The sequence below is a fragment of the Nakamurella flava genome (assembly GCF_005298075.1).
In the GTDB taxonomy this organism is placed as follows: Bacteria; Actinomycetota; Actinomycetes; order Mycobacteriales; family Nakamurellaceae; genus Nakamurella; species Nakamurella flava.
This window is the reverse complement of the sequence record NZ_SZZH01000003.1, coordinates 73,476-93,262: the sequence shown is the minus strand read 5'-3', so window position 1 is coordinate 93,262 and position 19,787 is coordinate 73,476. Positions and strand designations below refer to the sequence as shown.

General features: G+C 71.9%; 17 protein-coding genes. 7 read left to right on the top strand and 10 right to left on the bottom strand.

Going from position 1 to position 19,787, the window contains the following annotated elements:
* Positions 1-64: 64 nt before the first annotated feature.
* From FDO65_RS12195 to FDO65_RS22525, 4 genes are read right to left on the bottom strand one after another with little or no spacing between them, the layout of a single operon-like run.
* Positions 65-1,378 (bottom strand): threonine/serine exporter family protein, encoded by a 1,314-nt coding sequence (locus tag FDO65_RS12195; RefSeq protein ID WP_137449994.1) that lies wholly within the window; start codon positions 1,376-1,378, stop codon positions 65-67.
* A 57-nt stretch (positions 1,379-1,435) separates the two neighbouring features.
* The gene (locus tag FDO65_RS12190) at positions 1,436-2,017 is read right to left on the bottom strand and encodes a uridine kinase family protein (RefSeq protein ID WP_205850003.1); all 582 of its coding nucleotides are present in this window, start codon (positions 2,015-2,017) and stop codon (positions 1,436-1,438) included.
* On the bottom strand, positions 2,010-2,612 hold the full coding sequence (gene recR, locus FDO65_RS12185; RefSeq protein ID WP_137449993.1) for a recombination mediator RecR: 603 nt from the start codon (positions 2,610-2,612) through the stop codon (positions 2,010-2,012). Before recR ends, FDO65_RS12190 begins: the two co-directional genes overlap by 8 nt.
* A 3-nt stretch (positions 2,613-2,615) precedes the next feature.
* Entirely contained in the window at positions 2,616-3,152 is a 537-nt protein-coding gene (locus FDO65_RS22525; RefSeq protein WP_240757577.1) for a YbaB/EbfC family nucleoid-associated protein, read from the bottom strand.
* 185 nt (positions 3,153-3,337) lie between these two features.
* Between FDO65_RS22525 and FDO65_RS12170 the strand changes: the two genes are divergently transcribed.
* Together FDO65_RS12170 and FDO65_RS12165 are read left to right on the top strand one after the other, a co-directional pair.
* Complete coding sequence (locus tag FDO65_RS12170) at positions 3,338-4,372, top strand: N-acetylmuramoyl-L-alanine amidase (protein ID WP_137449991.1); 1,035 nt, start codon at positions 3,338-3,340, stop codon at positions 4,370-4,372.
* Between the two features lie 149 nt (positions 4,373-4,521).
* Positions 4,522-6,957 carry a glycoside hydrolase family 31 protein gene (locus tag FDO65_RS12165; protein WP_240757576.1) on the top strand — a complete coding sequence of 812 codons (2,436 nt, stop codon included), beginning with the start codon at positions 4,522-4,524 and terminating at the stop codon, positions 6,955-6,957.
* 6 nt (positions 6,958-6,963) lie between these two features.
* Here the strand turns inward: FDO65_RS12165 and FDO65_RS12160 are convergent, their stop codons facing one another.
* Positions 6,964-7,629, bottom strand: coding sequence for a biliverdin-producing heme oxygenase (locus FDO65_RS12160; protein WP_137449990.1), 666 nt, complete (start codon positions 7,627-7,629; stop codon positions 6,964-6,966).
* Between the two features lie 266 nt (positions 7,630-7,895).
* Here FDO65_RS12160 and FDO65_RS12155 point away from each other — a divergent pair, with 266 nt between their 5' ends.
* The 5 genes from FDO65_RS12155 (at position 7,896) to FDO65_RS12135 (ending at position 13,877) form a co-directional block, all read left to right on the top strand.
* The gene (locus FDO65_RS12155; RefSeq protein WP_240757575.1) at positions 7,896-9,176 is read left to right on the top strand and encodes a RuBisCO large subunit C-terminal-like domain-containing protein; all 1,281 of its coding nucleotides are present in this window, start codon (positions 7,896-7,898) and stop codon (positions 9,174-9,176) included.
* 153 nt (positions 9,177-9,329) lie between these two features.
* A complete protein-coding gene (locus FDO65_RS12150; protein ID WP_137449989.1) occupies positions 9,330-9,815 on the top strand; it encodes a ribose-5-phosphate isomerase in 486 nt (161 codons plus the stop codon).
* A gap of 38 nt (positions 9,816-9,853) precedes the next feature.
* A complete protein-coding gene (locus FDO65_RS12145) occupies positions 9,854-10,663 on the top strand; it encodes a triose-phosphate isomerase family protein (protein ID WP_137449988.1) in 810 nt (269 codons plus the stop codon).
* 65 nt (positions 10,664-10,728) lie between these two features.
* Entirely contained in the window at positions 10,729-12,234 is a 1,506-nt protein-coding gene (locus FDO65_RS12140; protein WP_137449987.1) for an FGGY-family carbohydrate kinase, read from the top strand.
* Positions 12,231-13,877 (top strand): glycerol-3-phosphate dehydrogenase/oxidase, encoded by a 1,647-nt coding sequence (locus tag FDO65_RS12135; protein ID WP_137449986.1) that lies wholly within the window; start codon positions 12,231-12,233, stop codon positions 13,875-13,877. The genes FDO65_RS12140 and FDO65_RS12135 overlap by 4 nt, the downstream gene beginning before the upstream one ends.
* Positions 13,878-13,951: 74 nt before the next feature.
* Here the strand turns inward: FDO65_RS12135 and FDO65_RS12130 are convergent, their stop codons facing one another.
* From FDO65_RS12130 to FDO65_RS12110, 5 genes are all read right to left on the bottom strand, one after another.
* Positions 13,952-14,821 (bottom strand): HAD hydrolase family protein, encoded by an 870-nt coding sequence (locus FDO65_RS12130; RefSeq protein WP_137449985.1) that lies wholly within the window; start codon positions 14,819-14,821, stop codon positions 13,952-13,954.
* 74 nt (positions 14,822-14,895) lie between these two features.
* Complete coding sequence (locus FDO65_RS12125) at positions 14,896-15,852, bottom strand: endonuclease domain-containing protein (protein WP_166442161.1); 957 nt, start codon at positions 15,850-15,852, stop codon at positions 14,896-14,898.
* Between the two features lie 143 nt (positions 15,853-15,995).
* Complete coding sequence (locus FDO65_RS12120; RefSeq protein ID WP_205850001.1) at positions 15,996-17,411, bottom strand: MFS transporter; 1,416 nt, start codon at positions 17,409-17,411, stop codon at positions 15,996-15,998.
* Between the two features lie 150 nt (positions 17,412-17,561).
* Entirely contained in the window at positions 17,562-18,608 is a 1,047-nt protein-coding gene (locus FDO65_RS12115; protein WP_166442216.1) for an ABC transporter ATP-binding protein, read from the bottom strand.
* 149 nt (positions 18,609-18,757) lie between these two features.
* On the bottom strand, positions 18,758-19,780 hold the full coding sequence (locus tag FDO65_RS12110; protein WP_137449983.1) for an ABC transporter ATP-binding protein: 1,023 nt from the start codon (positions 19,778-19,780) through the stop codon (positions 18,758-18,760).
* Positions 19,781-19,787: the final 7 nt, after the last annotated feature.

Genomic DNA, 19,787 nt, shown 5'->3' with positions numbered 1-19,787 from the left:
CGCGAGCCGCAAGCCCGCACGCGATACGGCATGTTGCCTGCAGTCGATCCTCAGACCTGGACGGTCAGCCCGGCCGTTGGAAGGTCCGGCTGACCGCCAGCACATCCCGGGTCAGCGACGTCCCGACCAGCACCCCCAGGGCCACGGCGATGATCGACAACCCGGTGGTCAGCAGACCGTCGGCACCCAGCCCGACCGCCGCCTGGGAGAAGCTGCGCAGACCGAGGGCACCCGGGACGAGCAGCCAGAACGCCGGGAGCAGCATGACCGTGCTGGACGGGGCCTTCGGGAACCAGGCCAGCAACCGGGTCAGCGGAGCGATCACCAGCCCGCCGGCGAAGCCGGAGAACTGGGCGGTGAGCACGAACGCCCCGACGGTCTGGGCCGCGTACGCCGCGGTCAGCGCCGCCAGGATGAACACCAGGGACCCCGGCGGCGCGCTGGAGAACAGCAGGTAGCCGACCCCCACCACCAGCACTCCCACCCACGGGGCCCACGCCCCGAGCTGGGAGACGTCGGGGCCGGCCGGGCGGTAGTCGGCGACGCTCAACCCGGCCAGCACCCCGAAAACCAGCAGCAGCAGCTGGGACAACCCCCACACCAGCCGGCTGGCCCCGGAGACGATCTGGTTGTTTGCCAGCTCGATGGTCGCGATCGTCAGGGTCGCGCCGGGCAGGAAGGCGACCAGCGGTGGCGCCAGCAGCCGGATCGCGTCGTCCCCGGTGATCGGCACCACGACGAGGACGGTGAGGGCCGAGACGACGAACGCAGCGAGCACCGGCAGCGCCACCGACAGGGTCGCCCACCGGTTGGCCAGCATCCGCAGACCGCCAACCAGGCCCCCCAGCGCCAGGTACCAGGGCAGGGCCTTGATGTCCGGGTTGATCAGCAGACCGAACCCGAGCGACAGCAGCAGGGACCCGCCGAACGTCGTCGGGCCGTGGAAACGGGGTGGCCGGGACAGGATGTCACCCAGCCGGCGGAGCCCCTCCGCCGGGCTCACTCCGGCCCGGGTCAGCACCGTCACCAGGTTGTCGACTTCGGCGACCTGGTCCAGCCGCAGCGGTCGCGGCGACACCGTCACCAGGTCGACCTCGGAACTGCCGATCCGGAAGATGACCCCCGTCGGCATGACGAGGGCGGAGACGTCCGCGTCGTAGGCGGCGGCGACGTCCCGCAGCCGGTCGGTGGTCTGGTCGGCCGATTCGGCGCTGTTGGCCAGGGCCGTCGCCAACGCCCGCAGCAGCTCCACCAGCACCGGGTCGACCGGCGGCGGCTCGGGGGCCAACCGGGGCAGGGGCTGCGTGTCGTCCGGCTCGAGGGCCCGCACGGTGGAGCGCAGCTGCTCACCCCACCGTTGCACCCAGCCCGTCGACACCCGACCAGCATGCCCGGCCGACGCCGGGACGACCCCTGCGGGGTGGACGGCGACCCGTCAGCCTCCGGGGCACAGGACGACGGCGGCCCGCTCCCTGGTCCGGTCCGCGGCGAAGAACGCGTCCTCGGCCTGCTGCCACCGACGGAAGTCGGGCCGGGTGTGCTCACCGTCGCGCGCCACCGCACGGTCCAGCCGCTCGGCGCGGTCGGGCACCTCGACCCACACCAGGACCGGGTCGAACCGCGCCACTGCCCGGCGGCCGGTCGACACCCCTTCCAGGATCAGCACCGACGGCACGGGCACCGTGCGCCACGGCCCGGGGTGGGGCGTCCCGCCGGTCCAGTCCATGACCTGGACCCGACCGGGTTCACCTCGGGAGAGCGGGTCGAGCACCCGGGCCGCGAAGGCCGGCCACCAGTCGAACGGGTCGTCCCACGTCGCCAGCAGGTCGGAACCGAAGACCTCCACCGTCCCGGCGCCCCGACCGCGCAGCTCCCGGGCCCAGGCGGCGGCGAAGGTCGTCTTCCCCGAACCGGACGGGCCGTCGACCACACCCAGCCGCACCGGCCCCAGGCCGGGCGGCCGGGACAGCAGCAGGTCGCAGGCGCGGCGGCGGGCGGCCGGGCTCAGATCAGGCATCCACCGAACGACGCCCGGAGAACGCCCGCCCCAGGGTGACCTCGTCGGCGTACTCCAGGTCGCCGCCGACCGGAAGACCACTGGCCAGCCGGGTCACCGACAGATCGGGGAAGCTCCGCAGGAGCCGGGTCAGATAGGTCGCCGTCGCCTCGCCTTCGAGGTTGGGGTCGGTGGCCAGGATGACCTCCCGGACGCCCGGTTCGGCGATCCGGGTCAGCAGCGGAGCGATGCGCAACTGGTCGGGGCCGATGCCGTCGATCGGCGAGATCGCCCCGCCGAGCACGTGGTAGCGCCCCCGGAACTCCCGGGTGCGTTCGATGGCGGCGACGTCCTTGGACTCCTCGACGACACAGATCACCGCCTCCTCGCGCCGCGGGTCGGCACAGATGCGGCAGCGGGTGTCCGCGGCGACGTTCCCGCACACCTCGCAGAACCGCACGTCGTCCTTCACCCGCTGCAGGGCGTTCTGCAGCCGGGTGATGTCGTCAGCCTCCGTCACGAGGATGTGAAAGGCGATGCGCTGAGCGGACTTCGGCCCGATGCCGGGCAACCGGCCGAGCTCGTCGATCAGGTCCTGGACCGGGCCCTCGTACACCGGTCAGGCACCCGTCCGGCCATCGGTCCGACCGTCGGCCGGGCCGTCGGTGTCCGAGGAGGGCACGACCTCGTCCTCGTCCAGCTCGTCCTCGTCCAGCTCGTCGTCTTCGAGTTCATCGCCGTACTCGTCGTCGTAGTCGTCGTCGGAGTACTCGTCACCGGGGCCGCCCAACGGCGCGGGCGGCCCGAAGCCGGGCATCCCGCCGAGGCCGGGCAGACCCAGCGACGACAGGTCCAACGAACCGGCCAGCCCGCCGGCGACCGAGTTCATCGTCGAGCTGGCCAGTTCCTCCGCCTGCCGACGGGCATCGGCCACCGCGGCGAGGATGAGGTCCTCGAGCATGGTCACGTCCGACGGGTCGACGACGGACGGATCGATCCGGAGCGACTTCAGGTCACCCGCCCCGGCCACCACGGCCGTGACCAGACCACCCCCCGCGGTGCCGGTGACCTCGGCGTCGGCCAGCGACTCCTGGGCCCGCTGCATCTCGTTCTGCATCTGCTGGGCCTGCAGGATGATGTTCTGCAGATTGGGCATACCGGGCATTCCGGGTTGCATGTCGACTCTTCCGATCTCCGGCGGGCCGGCTGCTGGGGAGGCGTGGGGTGCGTCGAGGCGAAGCGCAGGGCCCCGCTGACGCCAGGGTAATGGCAGACCCCGACAGCCTTCCGGGGTGCGCGTCGAGCTGTCCTGGTGCCGGTGGGCAATGAGACAGTGACGCCATGCGTTCGACCCTGCGCGCCCGTGTCCGCCTGGCCGGGGCCGGCCTGGCCCTGGCGGTCCTCGCCGCGTGCGCCGCACCCACCGCCCAGACGGCCCCACCGCCCTCAGGGTCGGCCGCACCGATCTCGAGCAGCAGCACCGCCCCGACCGGTCCCACCGTGACGGTCCCGCAGCTGTCGGACACCCCGGCGTCGAGCCCGGCCCCCAGCTCACCGGAATCGTCGACCTCCGCTCCGGCGACGACCGAGCCGGCGCCCGCGACCAGCGAACCGGTCGACGCCACCGACAACCCCGCCGACGACGCCACCCCGACCGCTCCGGCCCCGTCCACTGCGGCCCCGGCCCCTGCTCCCGCGGGGCAGACCACCGCCCGGCCGGCCCCGTCCGGCGGGAAGACCGTCGTCATCGACCCGGGCCACAACGGGGCGAACGGGGCGAACCCGGACATCATCAACCAGCAGGTCGATGCCGGGTTCGGGCAGACGAAGAACTGCAACACCACCGGCACCTCGACCAACGACGGTTATACCGAGCACGCGTTCAACTGGGGTGTCGCGCAGGCCCTGCGCGACGAGCTCGAGGCCGCCGGGGTCACCGTGGTCATGACCCGGGACAGCGACACCGGGGTCGGGCCGTGCGTCAACCAACGGGCCAACATCGGCAACCAGGCCGGTGCCGACGCGGTGATCTCGCTGCACGGCGACGGGGCCGACGCCTCCGGACGGGGCTTCTACGTGCTGACTGCCGAACGGGCCCCGGGCAGCGCCGAGACGGCCGGCCGATCGGCGACCCTGGCCGCCGACGTCCGCGACGGGCTGGTCTCGGCGGGCCTGTCGACGTCGAACTACCTGGGCAGCGACGGACTCTGGCAGCGCAGCGACCTGGCCGGCCTGAACCTGTCCCTGCAGCCGACCGTTCTCATCGAGTTCGGCAACATGCGCAACAGCGCCGACGCCGCACTGATGTCGTCGGCCGCCGGGCAGCAGCAGTACGCCTCCGGTGTCGCGAAGGGCGTCCTGGCCTTCCTGGGCTGACGCCCGCCCCGAGCCCGTTCCCGCCTCCCACCCGACGCGGCCAGGGCGCGCCGACTTGTCATACCCGCATCCTCGTGCAGCTGGGGAACGTGCGGGTATGACAAGTCGACCGCGACGGACGAGTGACGAGCGCGTGATGCAATGCCGGGGTGATCGGCTCCAGCAGCACATCAGCGACCGGCGTCACCCGACACCACCTCCCCACCGATCCGGTGGCCGACCCGGCCGCGGTGGTGCAGGGGCCGCACTACCGGATCACCGTGCTGACGGACGGGCTGCTACGGCTGGAGTACTCGCCGGACGACGAGTTCACCGATCTGGCCTCGACCTTCGCGCTCCGTCGTCGGCTGCCCGTCCCGGACTTCCGGGTCATCGAGGGCGACACCCACCTGGAGGTCGTCACCGACCGGCTGCACCTGATCTACGACCTCGGGCCGTTCAGCACCAGCGGACTGTCCGTGCAGGTCAGGGGCAATGTCAGCTCCTACCACAGCGTCTGGCGGTACGGGCAGTCCGGGACGAACCTCGGCGGGACGGCCCGGACGCTGGACAACGCCGACGGCCGGATCCCGCTGGAGGAGGGCGTGCTGTCCCGGGACGGGTTCGCCGTCCTGGACGATTCGGCCTCCCTGCTGTTCACCGAGGACGGCTGGGTGCGGCCCCGCCGCCCGGACCAGGACGGCCGCCTGGACCTCTACGTCTTCGGTTACGGCCGCGACTATCCCGGCGCCATCACCGCCTTCTACGAGGTCTCCGGGTACCCGCCGGTCCTGCCCCGGTACGCCCTCGGCAACTGGTGGAGCCGCTACCACCGGTACAGCGCCGACGAGTACCGCGCGCTGCTGGACCGGTTCGCGGCGGCCGACGTGCCGTTCTCCGTCGCCGTCATCGACATGGACTGGCACCAGGTCGACATCGACCCCATCCTCGGCAGCGGCTGGACCGGCTACACGTGGAACCGTGACCTGTTTCCCGACCCCGAGGCGTTCCTGGCCGAACTGCACCGGCGCGGCCTGCGGGTGACCCTCAACGTCCACCCGGCCGACGGCATCCGGGCCCACGAGGACGTGTACGCACGGATGGCCCGGGCGCTCGGTCTCGACCCGGAGTCCGGGCGGGCGCTGGCCTTCGACGTCACCGATCCGGCGTTCCTACGGGCCTATTTCGATGTCGCCCACCGCACCCGCGAGGACGAGGGCGTCGACTTCTGGTGGCTGGACTGGCAGTCCGGCCCGTACTCGCGGGTCGCCGGCATCGACCCGCTGTGGATGCTCAACCACTTCCACTTCCTGGACAGCCGGCGGCGGCGGGACGGTGAACCCGCCGAACGCCGCCCGCTGACGTTCTCCCGGTACGCCGGACCGGGGAGTCACCGGTACCCGGTGGGGTTCTCGGGCGACACCCTGGTCAGCTGGGCGTCGCTGGCCTTCCAGCCGGAGTTCACTGCCACCGCGTCCAACATCGGGTACGGCTGGTGGAGCCACGACATCGGCGGGCACATGATGGGCGTCAAGGACGACGAGCTGACCGCGAGATGGGTGCAGCTGGGGGCCTTCTCGCCGATCCTGCGCCTGCACTCCGGGGCGAACCCGTTCGCCACCAAGGAACCGTGGGCGTTCGGTCCGCAGACCGCCGCCGTGATGACCGACGCGCTGCGCCTGCGCCACCGACTGCTGCCATACCTGCACACGATGAACCACCTGGCGGCAGAGGGCCGGCCCCTGGTCCGACCGGTCTACTGGGACCACCCGGAGAACCGGGCGGCCTATGCGGTGCCGCAACAGTTTTCGTTCGGCACCGCCCTGTTGGTCGCCCCGGTCACCACCACCCGCCACCGGGAGCTGGGCCTGGCCGCGACCCCGGCCTGGTTGCCCCCCGGGGACTGGACCGACCTGACCACCGGGCTGCGGTACCACTCGCCCGGGCCGGACGGCCGGCGGATCGTCCTGCATCGCGGACTGGACGAGTACCCGGTGCTCGCCCCGGCCGGGGCGATCCTGCCGCTGGACGGCGCCGCCGAGCCGGCCAACACCCCGGCCAATCCGGAGCACCTGCACCTCGTGCTCGTCCCCGGCGCCGACGGGGCTTTCGATCTCATCGAGGACGACGACACCGCCGACGCCGAGCCGGTTCTCACCCCGATCCGGTGGGAGCAGGCCACCGGTCGACTGACGATCGGACCGGCCGCCGCGATCCCGACACGGCGTCGTTGGTCGGTCAGCGCGGTCGGTCTCGACGGGCTCGGCCACGCCACGGTCCGGGTGGACGGCGCCCCGGTCGCCACAGCCGCCGCGACCGCGCCCGGACTCGGCCGCGCACTGCCGGCGCTGGTCATCGACGAGGTGCCGGCGACCGCGACCGTGACCGTCGACCTCGGTGCGGACCCGCGACCCGCCCCGACGGACGTCGCCGCCCGACTCTTCGCGCTCCTCGAGCGCGCGGAGATCGAGTACGAGCTCAAGCGGGATCTGCACGCACTGTTGACGGCTTCGACCCCGCTGGCGGCGCGGATCAGCGGACTGCAGGCCCTGGCCGTCGACCGGGAGCTGGAGTCGGCGCTCAGCGAGGTGCTCCTGGCCGGCTGACCCCGGTCAGCCGACCTCGGCCACCGCCGGCTGCAGCGGTATCGCGCCGTCCCGTCCGCGGCTGCGCAGCACCAGCGCGAGGTAGTCGTACGTCCGGACGGCCCCGTTCAGGACATCGTCGCCGAGCCCACCCTGTTCACCGAACCGGTCCAGCGCCGCGCGGACGATCCCCCACGTACGACGGATGGGCCGGTCGGTGCCGGACAGGTAGCGCACCGGCAGGCCGGGCCAGCTGGTGCGGAAGGAGCGGGCCAGGGCCGGGCCGTCCAGGGTCGGGCCGTCGAGGACGAACAGCGCACCCAGCGCGTCGGCGAAGGTCGTGATGCGCGGCAGCGGCGCATCGCCCAGCACCATGCGCACCCCCAGATCGGTCAGATCGGCGTCGAGCAGCGGGGCGCGCCGGTGCAGGACCGGATCGACCCCCAGCCGGGCCCACTGCCCGGTCCACTCGCGTGGCGACAGCATCGGCTCGAGGTGGTGGTGGGCGTGGTGGAAAGCGCCGAGCAGGTCGAGGTAGTCGGACCGGCTGCGCACGGCGGATGGCAGGTCCACCACGCGGGAGAAGGTCAGCCGCAGCCCGGCGGTGTCGGACAGCAGCCGGGCGGCCAGTCCGTCGACCGGCGCATCGCTGCGGATGATGGATCGCACCTCGGCCATGCGTGCTGTCGTCATGTCATGCCCCCCGTCAGCGATGCCCCCCGGATCGCTACACAGGGTCAGGATAGCGGCACAAGCCGTCACCACCAGTGGTTTCGCCCTCTCGGTCGGGGCGATTCGTCGCCCGCCATCGTCGTGCCCCGGTCCGATACCGTCGCGATGAGCTGGACAGGACCAGACAAGTACAGACAAGCTGAGGGTCGACGCGCCAGCCCGGCCCCGACGGGGAACACTGGACGTCCGGCCCACCCGCCCGATCCGACCACCCCAGGAGACCGCCCGTGCCCGCCGACATGTCCGCGATGTTCAGCCTCAGCGAAACCATCCGCGGGGAGGACTACCTCCTCGCGACCTTCTACCTCCAGATGCCGGCGGACGCCGACGTGCTGGCCAAGGCGACGGGGTATGCGGTCGGGCAGACCATCGGCACCTGGATCGAGGTGCCGGGCGTCACCGACGAGATGCGGCAGCGGCACCGCGGCCGCGTCGTCAAGGTGCTGGAGGCCCCGCCGGTCGACCTGGCCACCCAGACGGCCGAGACCACCGGCTACTTCATCCAGATCGCGCTGCCGACCGTCAACTTCGGGCCCTCCATCCCGATGATGCTGGCCACGTCCATCGGCAACGACGTGTCGACGTCGGTGCAGGCCAAGCTGGTCGATCTGGAACTCCCGGACTCGCTGGCCCAGGGCTTCGTCGGCCCGCGGTTCGGCATCCAGGGCGTCCGCGACCTGGTCGGCGTGCAGGACCGCCCGCTCGTGCTGAACATGATCAAGCCGTGCACCGGCCTGACTCCGGAGCAGGGCGCCAAGATCTTCTACGAGACCGCTCTCGGCGGCGTCGATCTCATCAAGGACGACGAGCTGCTCGGCAACCCGACCTTCTCCCCGGTCGTGGACCGGGTCAAGGCGTACCTGGCCGCGGCCGAGCGGGCCAAGCAGGAGACCGGACGGGACGTCGTCTACATCCCCAACGTCACCGACCGCCCCGACAAGCTCCTGGACACCGCCCGCCGCGCCGTCGACGCCGGCGCCCGGGCCGTGATGATCGCCTACGCCTCGGCCGGCTACGGCACCCTGCAGGCCCTCGCCGAGACGATCGACGTCCCGATCCTGGCCCACTACGCCGGAGCCACCCCCTATTTCGAGGGCGCCGGTACCGGCATGTCCGCGCCGCTGGCCCTGGGGCTGCTGCCGCGCCTCGGCGGGGCCGACATGGCCCTGACCATCACCCCGTACGGCGGCTACCCGCTGCGCCGGCTGCCCTACCTCAAGACCGTGCAGGAGCTGCAGCTGCCCCGCCCGCACATCAAGCCGGTGTTCCCGGTCGTTGGTGGCGGCGTGCACCCCGGCACCGTCGAGACCTACATGAAGGAGCTGGGACCGGACATCGTCCTGGGCGCCGGCGGCGCGATCCAGGGTCACCCGGACGGCGCGGCCGCGGGAGCCGACGCGATGCGCCAGGCGATCGACGCGGTGATGGCCGGTCGATCGGTGGTCGACGCCGGGGCGGAGCACCCCGCACTGGGCCGCGCCCTGGAACGGTTCGGCTCCTCCGTCTGAGCGGTCGACCGGGGCCGGGCGGACTTCGCGGTCCGTCCGGCACCGGGCAGGTCACCGGCCCCGGCGGTACGGTGGAAAGTCGCCGGTGGGCGCGTGTTGGACCCGCCGCAGGGAGCGCCGCATGATCATCGCTGATCAGACCAGGAGGCTCGAATGCCCGACACCTTGCGCATCGTCGTCGGTAGCGACGACGCCGGACTGACCTACAAGGACGCCCTCGCCGACGACCTGCGCCAGGACGACCGGGTCTCGGAGGTCATCGATGTCGGCCGCGACGACGATGTCGACGTGGACGAGGACGCCGCCTACCCGCACATCGCGGTGGCCGCGGCCCGGCTGATCACCGAGGGCAAGGCCGACCGGGCGCTGCTGATCTGCGGCACCGGACTGGGCGTCGCGATCAGCGCCAACAAAGTGCCCGGCATCCGCGCAGTCACCGCGCACGACAGCTTCTCGGTCGAGCGGGCCGTGCTGTCCAACAACGCCCAGGTGCTCTGCATGGGCGAGCGGGTCGTCGGTCTGGAACTCGCCCGCCGGCTGGCTAGCGAATGGCTGGACTACCGCTTCGACCCGAACTCCGCGTCGGCCGAGAAGGTCGCCGCCATCGACGAGTACGACCAGCACCCCGAGAGTTCCTGAGAACGTCGAACCCCGTTCCCCCCGACCCGAAGGACGAGATGCCCCGCTTCACCATCGGTTCCAGCCTGAAGATGTACTTCGGCCACACCCGCACGCTGCAGTGGACCCGGGCGGTCGCCGACATCTGTGCCGACCATCCGATGACCCGGGACGGGACCGTCCAGTTCTTCGTCATCCCGACGTTCCCCAGCATCCCGGCGGTGTTCGCGGCAGCCGACCCGGCCGGCATCGCCGTCGGTGGGCAGGACCTGCACTGGGACGACGAGGGCCCGTGGACCGGGGAGGTCAGTGGCGCCGAACTGGCCGAGATCGGTTGCAGCATCGTCGAGGTCGGGCATGCCGAACGCCGCGCCCACTTCGGCGAGACCGACGAGATCGTCGCCCGCAAGACGCACGCCGCCCTGCGGAACTCGCTCGCCCCGGTGCTGTGCATCGGCGAGCCCGACCGCGGGTCGCCGGACAGTGCCGTTCAGTTCTGCCTCGACCAGCTCGAATCCGCCCTGACCCCGGCCCGGGACGCGGGGACCGCCGGCCGCCTCATCGTCGCCTACGAACCCATCTGGGCCATCGGGGCGCCGCAGCCGGCATCCCCCGACCACGTCCGCGCCGTCTGCTCCGCCCTGCGCAGCCACTTGTCCGGGGACGACCTCCTCGACGCCGGCGTCATCTACGGCGGCAGCGCCGGCCCCGGCCTGCTCCCGCAGATCGCCGACGACGTCGACGGGATGTTCCTCGGCCGCTTCGCCCACGACCCGGCTGCGGTCGGCCGGATCCTTGACGAGGTTGCCGACATCACCGGCGCCGGGAACGCGCCGGCCGACGACGCGGGTGTCACCGTCACGAGTTGAACCGCAGCACCGCCGCGACCCCCCGCCGCGGCACCCCCGACCACGACACAAGGAAGTGACTTCGGATGGCGGAACGTGCATTCCTGGGTATCGACGCCGGCACCTCGGTGGTCAAGGCCGCGATCTTCGACGCCAGCGGCGACGCGCTGGCCGTCGAAGGCACCTCTATCCCGCTGATCCACGACGGCGGCGGCGTGTCCGGCGCGGTGGAACAGGACTTCGAACTGATCTTGTCCACGCTCGGCGACGTCGTGCGCAAGGCGGTGGCCAAGGCCGGTGTCACCCCGGAGTCGGTGGCGATCACCGGCCAGGGCGACGGCTGCTGGCTGGCCGACGAGGAGTTCCGCGCGGTCCGTCCGGCCCTGTCGTGGCTCGACGGCCGCGCCGCCTCGCTGGTCGACCAGTGGAAGTCCGACGGTGTGCTGCACGACGTGTTCCGCAACAGTGGCGGGACGATGTTCCCGGGCGCCCCGGCCGCCTGTCTGAAGTGGCTGGACCTGAACGAACCGGAGACCCTGGACCGGGCGACCACCGCCGGGTACGCCAAGGACCTGATCTTCGGTCGGCTCACCGGGATCCGGGCCACCGATCCGTCGGATGCCTCCATGCCGTTCGGTGACGGCACCGGGTTCGGCTACAGCGACGACACCCTGGACAAGACGGGCCTGTCGCACCGCAAGAACCTGCTGGCCCCGATCGTCGCGCCCGTCCCGATCGGCGAGCTGAACGACGCCGGCGCCGAGCTGCTCGGCCTGACCGCCGGCACCCCCGTCACCTCGGGCCCGTTCGACTTCCCGGCCTGCGGCTACGGCGCCGGGGTCGCCTGGCCCGGCACCGAGGGCGACGCCCTCCTGATCGTCGGCACGACGCTGGGCTGCATGGTCCACCAGAACACGCTGGTCACCGCGGGCGAACCCGCGGGGTTCAGCGTGTCCACCGGCCAACCGGACCACTGGCTGCGGGCCATGCCCGCGATGGTCGGCACCGCGTCGCTGGACTGGCTGCTCAAGATGCTCGGGGTCGGGGTCAAGGAGGTCCAGGAGGCGCTGGTCGCCTCGCCCCCCGGCGCGCGCGGCGTGAACATGCTGCCGTACCTGGCGACCTCGGGGGAACGGGCGCCGTTCGTCGACCCGCTGGCCGCCGGGCAGATCACCGGGCTGCGGCTGACCACCGAGCGCAGCGATCTCATCCGCGCCGTGTGTGAGGGCCTCGCGTACACCGCCCGGCACTGCTTCGACAAGGCCGGCCGCACCGGACGCATCGTCGTCGCCGGCGGCGGCACCGGATCGTCGGCGTGGATGCAGGTCTTCGCCGACGTGCTCGAGGTCCCGCTGGAACTGGCCCGCAACCCCGAGGTCGGCGCCCGCGGGGCCGTCCTGGCCGGGGCGGCCGCGCGCGGTGTCGAACTCGACGTCAAGCAGTGGACCGACCCGGAAGGTGTGATCGAACCCGATCCGCGCAACCGGGTGCTTTACGACCGTGGGTACCGTCACCAGATGGAACTGCTGCACTCCGCCCGGCCCCTCTGGAACACCCGGGCCGCGCTCGCCGCACTGGGAGAAAATCGATGAGCCTGTCCACCCTGTCCCCCGACGCCCGCCGCGAGGCACTGGCCGCCGCTAGTTCCGGCACCCACGACATGGTCGTGGTGGGCGGCGGTGTCACCGGCGCGGGGGTCGCCCTGGACGCGGCCGCCCGCGGCCTGTCGGTCATCCTGCTGGAGGCCGGCGACCTCGCCGTGGGCACCTCGTCGCGCTCCGGCAAGATCATGCACGGCGGTCTGCGCTACCTGGAGCAGTTCAACTTCAAGCTCGTCTTCGGCGCGCTGCGCGAACGTGACCGCACCATCAAGACGCTGTCCCCGCACCTGGTCAAACACGAGCCGTTCCTGTACCCGCTGACCAAGCAGTGGGAAAAGCCCTACGTGGGCGCCGGTGTCGGGCTGTACGACGCGATGGCCACGATGAGCAAGGCGACCGGCGGTGCCCCGCACGCCAAGTACCTGGGCCGCAAGGCGATCGCCCGCGAGTCACCCGCGTTGGACCCGGACGTCGTCATCGCCGGTCTGCAGTACCCCGACGGCCGGATGGACGACGCCCGGCACACGCTGGCCGTCGCCCGCACCGCCGCCGAGTACGGCGCCCAGGTCATCCCGTACGCCAAGGTCACCGCGGTGCACACCGCCTCCGACGGCCGGGTGACCGGGGTCAGGGCCGAGGACCGGGAGACGGGGACGAGTTTCGACGTCTCGGCCAAGGTCGTGGTCAACGCGGCCGGGGTCTGGGCGTCGGAGATCCAGAAGATGGCCGGCGCGCACACCTTCTCGATCGCCCCGGCCAAGGGCGCGCACCTGATCGTCCGCGGCGACGCCTTCGATTCGCAGACCGGCATCCTGGCCCGGGCCGAGGACTCGGTGATCATCATCCGCAAGTGGTTCGGGCACTGGCTGCTCGGCACCACCGACACCCCGTACGACGGCGACATCAACAACCCCGTCGCCACCCGGGACGACATCGACTACCTGATGCGGAACATCAACCGCATCCTGCGCCGCAAGATCACCGAGGACGACCTGCTGGGCACGTACGCCGGTCTGCGTCCGCTGCTGGCCCCGGCCGGCAACCACGCCGCCACCACGTCGGCCCTGTCCCGTGACCACGCGACCATCACCGAACCCAAGGGCATGGTGACGATCGTCGGCGGCAAGTACACGACGTACCGGCCGATGGCCGAGGACGCGGTCGACGCGGCCGCCCCGCTGCTGGGCGGTTCGCTGCCCGACAGCCCCACGGCCACGCTGCCGCTGGTCGGGGCGACCGGCTGGGACGCCGTCGGCAACCGGATCCCGGTGCTGGCCGAGCAGTACGGGGTCCCGGCGGCGACGCTGCAGCGGATGCTCTACCGCTACGGCGCCGAGCTGCCCGACGTGCTGGCCCCGGCCGGTGAGGACGCCTCGCTGGTCAAACCGGTCGACGGGGCGGCCGGGTACCTGCCGGTCGAGTTCCTGTGGGCCGTCACCCACGAGGGCGCGGTGACGTTGGACGACGTGCTCAGCCGACGGACCCACGTCGCCATCGAGACTCCCGACGCCGGCGTGCCCGCCGCGTCCCGGGTCGCGGAGCTGGTCGCGCCGGTCCTCGGCTGGGACCAGGCCCGGCAGAAGTCCGAGGTCGAGAAGTACGAGACTGCGCCGCGACTGCAGACCATCCTGTAGACCGGCCCCGGTCTCCAGGCCCCGGCCTAGGTCGGTAAAGAATGCCGCTACCGCCCAAGCGGTAGCGGCATTCTTTACGGACCGGTCTGCGCTGCGGGGGCCAGCAGGCCGAGCTCGGTGAAGACCACGGTCAGGCCGTCGTCCCGCGGGCCGGGCATGACGTGATCGGCCACCGCGAGCAGGTCCGGGTTGCTGCCCGCGACCGCGATGGCCACCCCGGCGTACTCCAGCATCTCCTGGTCGTTGCGACCGTCGCCGGCGGCGATGACCTCGTCCACCGTCGCTCCGAGATGGTCGACGACGACGCCCATCCCGACCGCCTTGTGCACCGCGGTCAACTGCAGCTCGCCGGACGCCTCGCCCAGATCGGGCACGGACGTGGGCAGCAGCAGCACCTCGGGCCCGAGATGCTCGCACAGCTCGGCCATCGACCGCTGCGAGTCGAAGCAGGTGATCTTGCCGAACGACACCCCGCTCAGGTCGTCCTGCATCCGCAGGACGGACAGGATGTCGTCCGAGGTGTCCTGGTGGCGCTCGTCCCGTGGTTGACCCGGGCGCGTCATGATCTCGACGACCCGACGGTCGATCCCGGGCGGGCCGTACAACGCGTCGGGCGCCTCCAGCAGGTACGCCGAGTCGTGCCGGTCGAGCCACGCCAACGCCTTGGCGGCCAGGTCGTCCGGGTAGCGCAGGTCGAGCAGCACCTGCCCGTCGATGACGACGTACCCACCGGCCGCGGCGACGATCCCGTCGAACTGGGCACGCACGTCGGGCGTGACCATCGACCACGGCCGACCGGTGCACAGGAAGATCCGATGGCCGGCCGCGCGAGCGGCCCGCACCGTCTCGCGGTGGCCGGGCGGGATGACGCCGTGCTCGGCGAGGGTGCCGTCGAAGTCCAGGAAGATCAGGCGTCGGTCGGTGGTCGAAGGCGCGGACGGCATGGGCCCGACCGTACCGGCCCCACTCGGTGCGTCGGTAAAGGATGCCGCTTCCTCTCGGCGGGTAGCGGCGGTCTTTACCGACCCAGGGAGGGGCGCCAACCCGCGGCGAGCAGAGCCGACCGGACCCGCTCGACAGCCGCCGTCCGCTGGCCGAAGAACATGCCGGCGGTGATGCGCAGGACGCGCCAGCCGGCGGCCATCAGCCTGTCGATCCGTTCGAGATCGTCGTTGTAGGTGGTGGTGTCGCTGCGGTGGTGGTCGCCGTCGTACTCGACGACGAGCCGGTACTGCTCGTACACCATGTCGCCGCGTCCGAGGAAGCGCCCGTCGTCGTCGTGGATGGCCAGATTCAGCCGGGGCTCCGGCAGGCCCCCGGCCACGATGGCCAACCGGAGTAACGACTCCGGACGGGATTCGGCGCCCGTCCGGGCGCGGGTGATCGCCCAGGCGGCCGCAGGACGGCCCGGCCCCCGGTAGGTCGACAGCCGTTCCCGCAGATCGTCGGGGGTGAGGAAGGGGCGACCGTCCTGCGGGAAGACGGGGACATGGAGGAGGGCGTCGATGGCGGCTACCAGATCGTCCGTTGGCAGCGCGAGCGCCAGATGGCACGCCAGGGTCGCCGGGTCGATCACCGGCAGTCCGTCACGTTCGACCAGGAACGCGTTCCGGTCCTTCAGTTGACGCGATCTGATACCCGGCCGCTTCGTCGGCCAGGAACCGGGCAGAGCAACGACGTGGAGCTCGTCGTCCGTCAGGGCCAACGGCAAGGGCACCGACCACAGCCGCGCCGCGGTCAACGACCCGAAGCCGACACCCTTCGGCAGCACCGCTGCGGTGACCCGGCAGCGTCGGTGGAACGCCTCCTCCGCCGCGAGTCCGCGCCAGTCGTCCGGCCCATCGGCCGCGATCCGCACCCCATGCAGCGGCGCCCACAGATCCCGGCGACGTAGACGCCCGGCGGCGACGAGATGGTCACCCACCACGATGACATCGGGGAGCTCAGCGGGTAGCGGCGCGGGCGGTCGAGGCATCCCGGCAGCCTGCGGCAGACCGGTCCGGTCGCAGCCTGTGCGGGCGGGATCCATCCACAATCGTCCGGCCGCAGCGCCGGTCGTCCCCAGGGGTTGACAACCACCGACGGCCGAGAGCCACGAGGGCTCGGTCAAGAATGCCGCTACCGGGTGACCGGTAGCGGCGTTCTTGACCGACCCGGGCGGGGAGTGCGCCGACCATGGCAAATGGCCGCGACGCCGAGGAGCACCGCCCCGCACGATGCGACCAGCAGCCAACCGGGCAGGCTGGCCGCGGCCACCTGGACGGCCTGTGTCCCGGCAAGGATCGCCCCGATGGCGGCGATGCCCAGGGCCGAGCCGAACTGGCGAGCGGTGGACGTGATGGCGCCGGCCACCCCGGCCCGTTCGACCGGAAGCGAGCTGATGGCCGTGTTCGTCAGCGGCGCGTTGCCCAACCCCAGCCCGGCCCCGATCACGGCATAGGCAGCGAGCACCACCGACAGGGAGCCGTCGACGCCGGCGATGCCGGCGGCCACGGCACCGACCACGACCGTGACTCCGGCCAGAGTCAGGGCCAGAGGGGCCCGACCCCGGGCGACCAGCAGGCCCGACACCGGGGCGAACACGACGATGGCCAGCGCCATGGGGCCCATGGCCAGACCGGACTGCAGCGGGGTCCAGCCTCGCCCGTGCTGCGTGCTCACGGTGATCAGCAGCAGCGCCGCGCTCAGCGCGACGAAAGCGGCGACCGCGCCCACCACGGCCGCCGTGAAGACGGGCCGGTGGAACAGGCCGAGCTCCATCAGGGGCTCGGACGTCCGCCGTTCGACGGCGACGAACGTCGGCAGCGCCAGGGCGAGCACCCCCACCCCGACGAGCGTGCCCGGAGCGGTCCAGCCCCACCGGGGTGCCTCGATGAGCAGCCCCACGGCGAGGAACAGCACCACGGCCAGCAGGACCTGACCGAACAGGTCGACCCGTCGGCTGCGCGAGCCCCACGACTCCGGGATCACCACCGCGACGAGGAGCAGGGCCACGGCGATGACGGGCACGTTGATCCAGAACAGCGACCGCCAGCCGAACGAGGCGATGAGCACCCCGCCGACCAGCGGACCGGCCGCCATGCTGATACCGAAGAGCGCCCCCCAGAAACCGAGCGCCCGGGCCCGTTCCCGCGGGTCGGTCATGGTGTGGGCGACGATCGCCAGGGCGACCGGGTTGAGCATGGAGGCGCCGACGCCCTGCACGACCCGGGCGGCGATGAGTGCCTCCACCGTCGGGGCCAGCGCACAGGCCACCGAGGCCAGGCCGAAGACGGTCAGACCGACACGGAACATCCGCCGCCGGCCGAAGCGGTCGGCCAACGCCCCCGAGGTGATGAGCAGGCTGGCCAGCGTCACCGTGTAGGCGTCGATCACCCAGGCCAGCTCGTTGGTCGGTACGCCGAGCCCCTCGCCGATCGAGGGCAACCCGACGTTGACGATCGTGGTGTCCAGACCGACCAGCACCATGCTCAGCCCGCAGACGGCGAAGATCGTCCACCGATGGCGGCTGTCCGGCGGGGTGGTCACGGTCATGCCGTGATCATCCGCGCCGCCCGCCGCCTCGCCGGTGTCGGCGTGCGCATCGGCAACCCGGGCCACCCGAACAGGACGCCACAGACGTCCGCGTCGGTCAAGAACGCCGCTACCACTCGAGTCGTAGCGGCATTCTTTACCGACCCTGACCTATGGGATTGCGTCGGTCTCCACCGCATGCGGCTGCAGTGTCCCGGCGGCGATCTCGGCCGCGTAATGACAGGCCACGCGGTGACCGGGGGCCAGTTCGGCGAGCACCGGGCGTTCGTCGTCGCAGCGGGTGGGCTGCCGCCAGGGGCAGCGGGTGTGGAACCGGCAGCCGGACGGCGGGTTGGCCGGTGACGGCAGGTCGCCCTTGAGCAGGATCCGCTCGCGGCTGTCCTCGACCAGCGGGTCGGGCACCGGAACGGCCGACAGCAGCGCCCGGGTGTAGGGGTGCGACGGCTCGGCGTACAGGTCGGCCGAGGTCGCCTCCTCGACCAACGCCCCCAGGTACATGACTCCCACCCGGTCGGAGATGTGCCGGACGACGGCGAGGTCGTGGGCGATGACGACGTAGGTCAGGCCGAGGTCGGTCTGCAGGTCGGACAGCACGTTGATCACCTGGGCCTGGACGGAGACGTCCAGCGCCGATACCGGCTCGTCGGCGACGATCAGGTCGGGCTCCACGGCCAGCGCCCGGGCGATCCCGATGCGCTGCCGCTGGCCGCCGGAGAACTCGTGCGGGAACTTCCGCAGGGCCGAGGTCGGCAGGCCGACGGCGGACAGCAGCTCCTTGAGCCGCGCGGTGCCGGCGCCGCCGGCGGTGGCGATGCCGTGGGCCCGCATCCCCTCCTCGAGGATGGACTGCACCGACTGCCGGGGGTCCAGCGAGGACAGCGGGTCCTGGAAGACCATCTGCATCCTCTGCCGCATCTGCCGCAGCGGTTCGGCCTTCAGCGCCGAGACGTCCTCCCCATCGAAGTGCACGGTCCCACCGGTGGGCTCGACCAGTCGCAGGATGGCCCGGCCCAGAGTGGTCTTGCCGCAACCGGACTCGCCGACCAGCCCGTACGTCTCGCCGCGACGGACGGCCAGCGAGACCCCGTCGACGGCGTAGACGTGCCCGACCACCCGGTCGAACAGCACCCCGCGACGGATCGGGAAGTGCACCTTGAGGTCGTCGACGGCCAGCAGCACGTCGGCGTCCCGGGTGATGGCCGACTGCTCGGCCGCCGGGGCGTCCGGCAACGGCTCGGACTCGTGCGCGCCCTTCTCCACCCGGTCGGTCGCGGCGTCGGCCGCCGCCCGGGCGGTCGCCTCGTCGGGGTCGACGACGATGGGGTCCTCCCACGCCGGTCCGGTGGTCACGAGAGCTCCTTCCGCAGGTGCTCGGCCGGGTGCGCGGCCACCGGTTCGACGGGGTTGTGGCAGCGACCGAGATGTCCGGCCGCGGCGATCCTCTCGAGCTTCGGGGTGACCTGACGGCAGAGGTCGATCTCCCGGGAGCATCGCGGCGCGAACGCACACCCGTCGGTCCACGGGATGTTGTCGGACACCGAGCCGACGATCGGTGTCAACCGCTCCCCGGGGTCGCCGTCCAGCCGCGGGATCGACTCCAGCAGGCCGTGCGTGTACGGGTGCCGTGGATCGGCGAACAGCTCGTGCCGGTCGGCCCGCTCCACCACGCGTCCGGCGTACAGGACGTTCACCTCGTCGCACAGTCCGGCGACCACGCCCAGATCGTGCGTGATCATGATCAGCGCGGTGCCGTGCTCGGTGACCAGAGTGCGCAGCAGGGTGAGGATCTGGGCCTGGATGGTGACGTCCAGCGCGGTGGTCGGTTCGTCGGCGATGAGCAGCCGGGGCCGGCAGGCCAGCGCCATGGCGATGAGCGCCCGCTGCCGCATGCCACCGGACAGCTGGTGCGGGTACTCCTTGAGCCGGCGGGACGGATCGGGGATGCCGACGGAGTCGAGCAGTTCGCGGGCCTCGCGCATCGCCGGTCCGCGCTTCATCCCCCGATGCCGCTCCAGTACCTCGGTGACCTGCACGCCGATCGGCACGACCGGGTTCAACGACGACAGCGGATCCTGGAAGATCATCGCCAGGTCCCGGCCGCGACGGTCGCGCATGGCCCGCAACGGAAGGCTGAGCAGGTCGGTGCCCTCGAAGTCGACGGTCCCGGACACCGAGTTCCCCCGCCGCGCCAGCAGCCGCATGATCGCCAGCGACGTGACCGACTTTCCGCAGCCGGATTCGCCCACCAGCCCGACGGTCTGACCGGGACTGACCGCGAAGCTGACGCCGTCGACCGCGGTCATCGGGGCGACGCCCCGGCGGTGGAACCGGACGGTGAGGTCCTCCACCCGCAGCAGTGCCTCCGTCATGACCGCA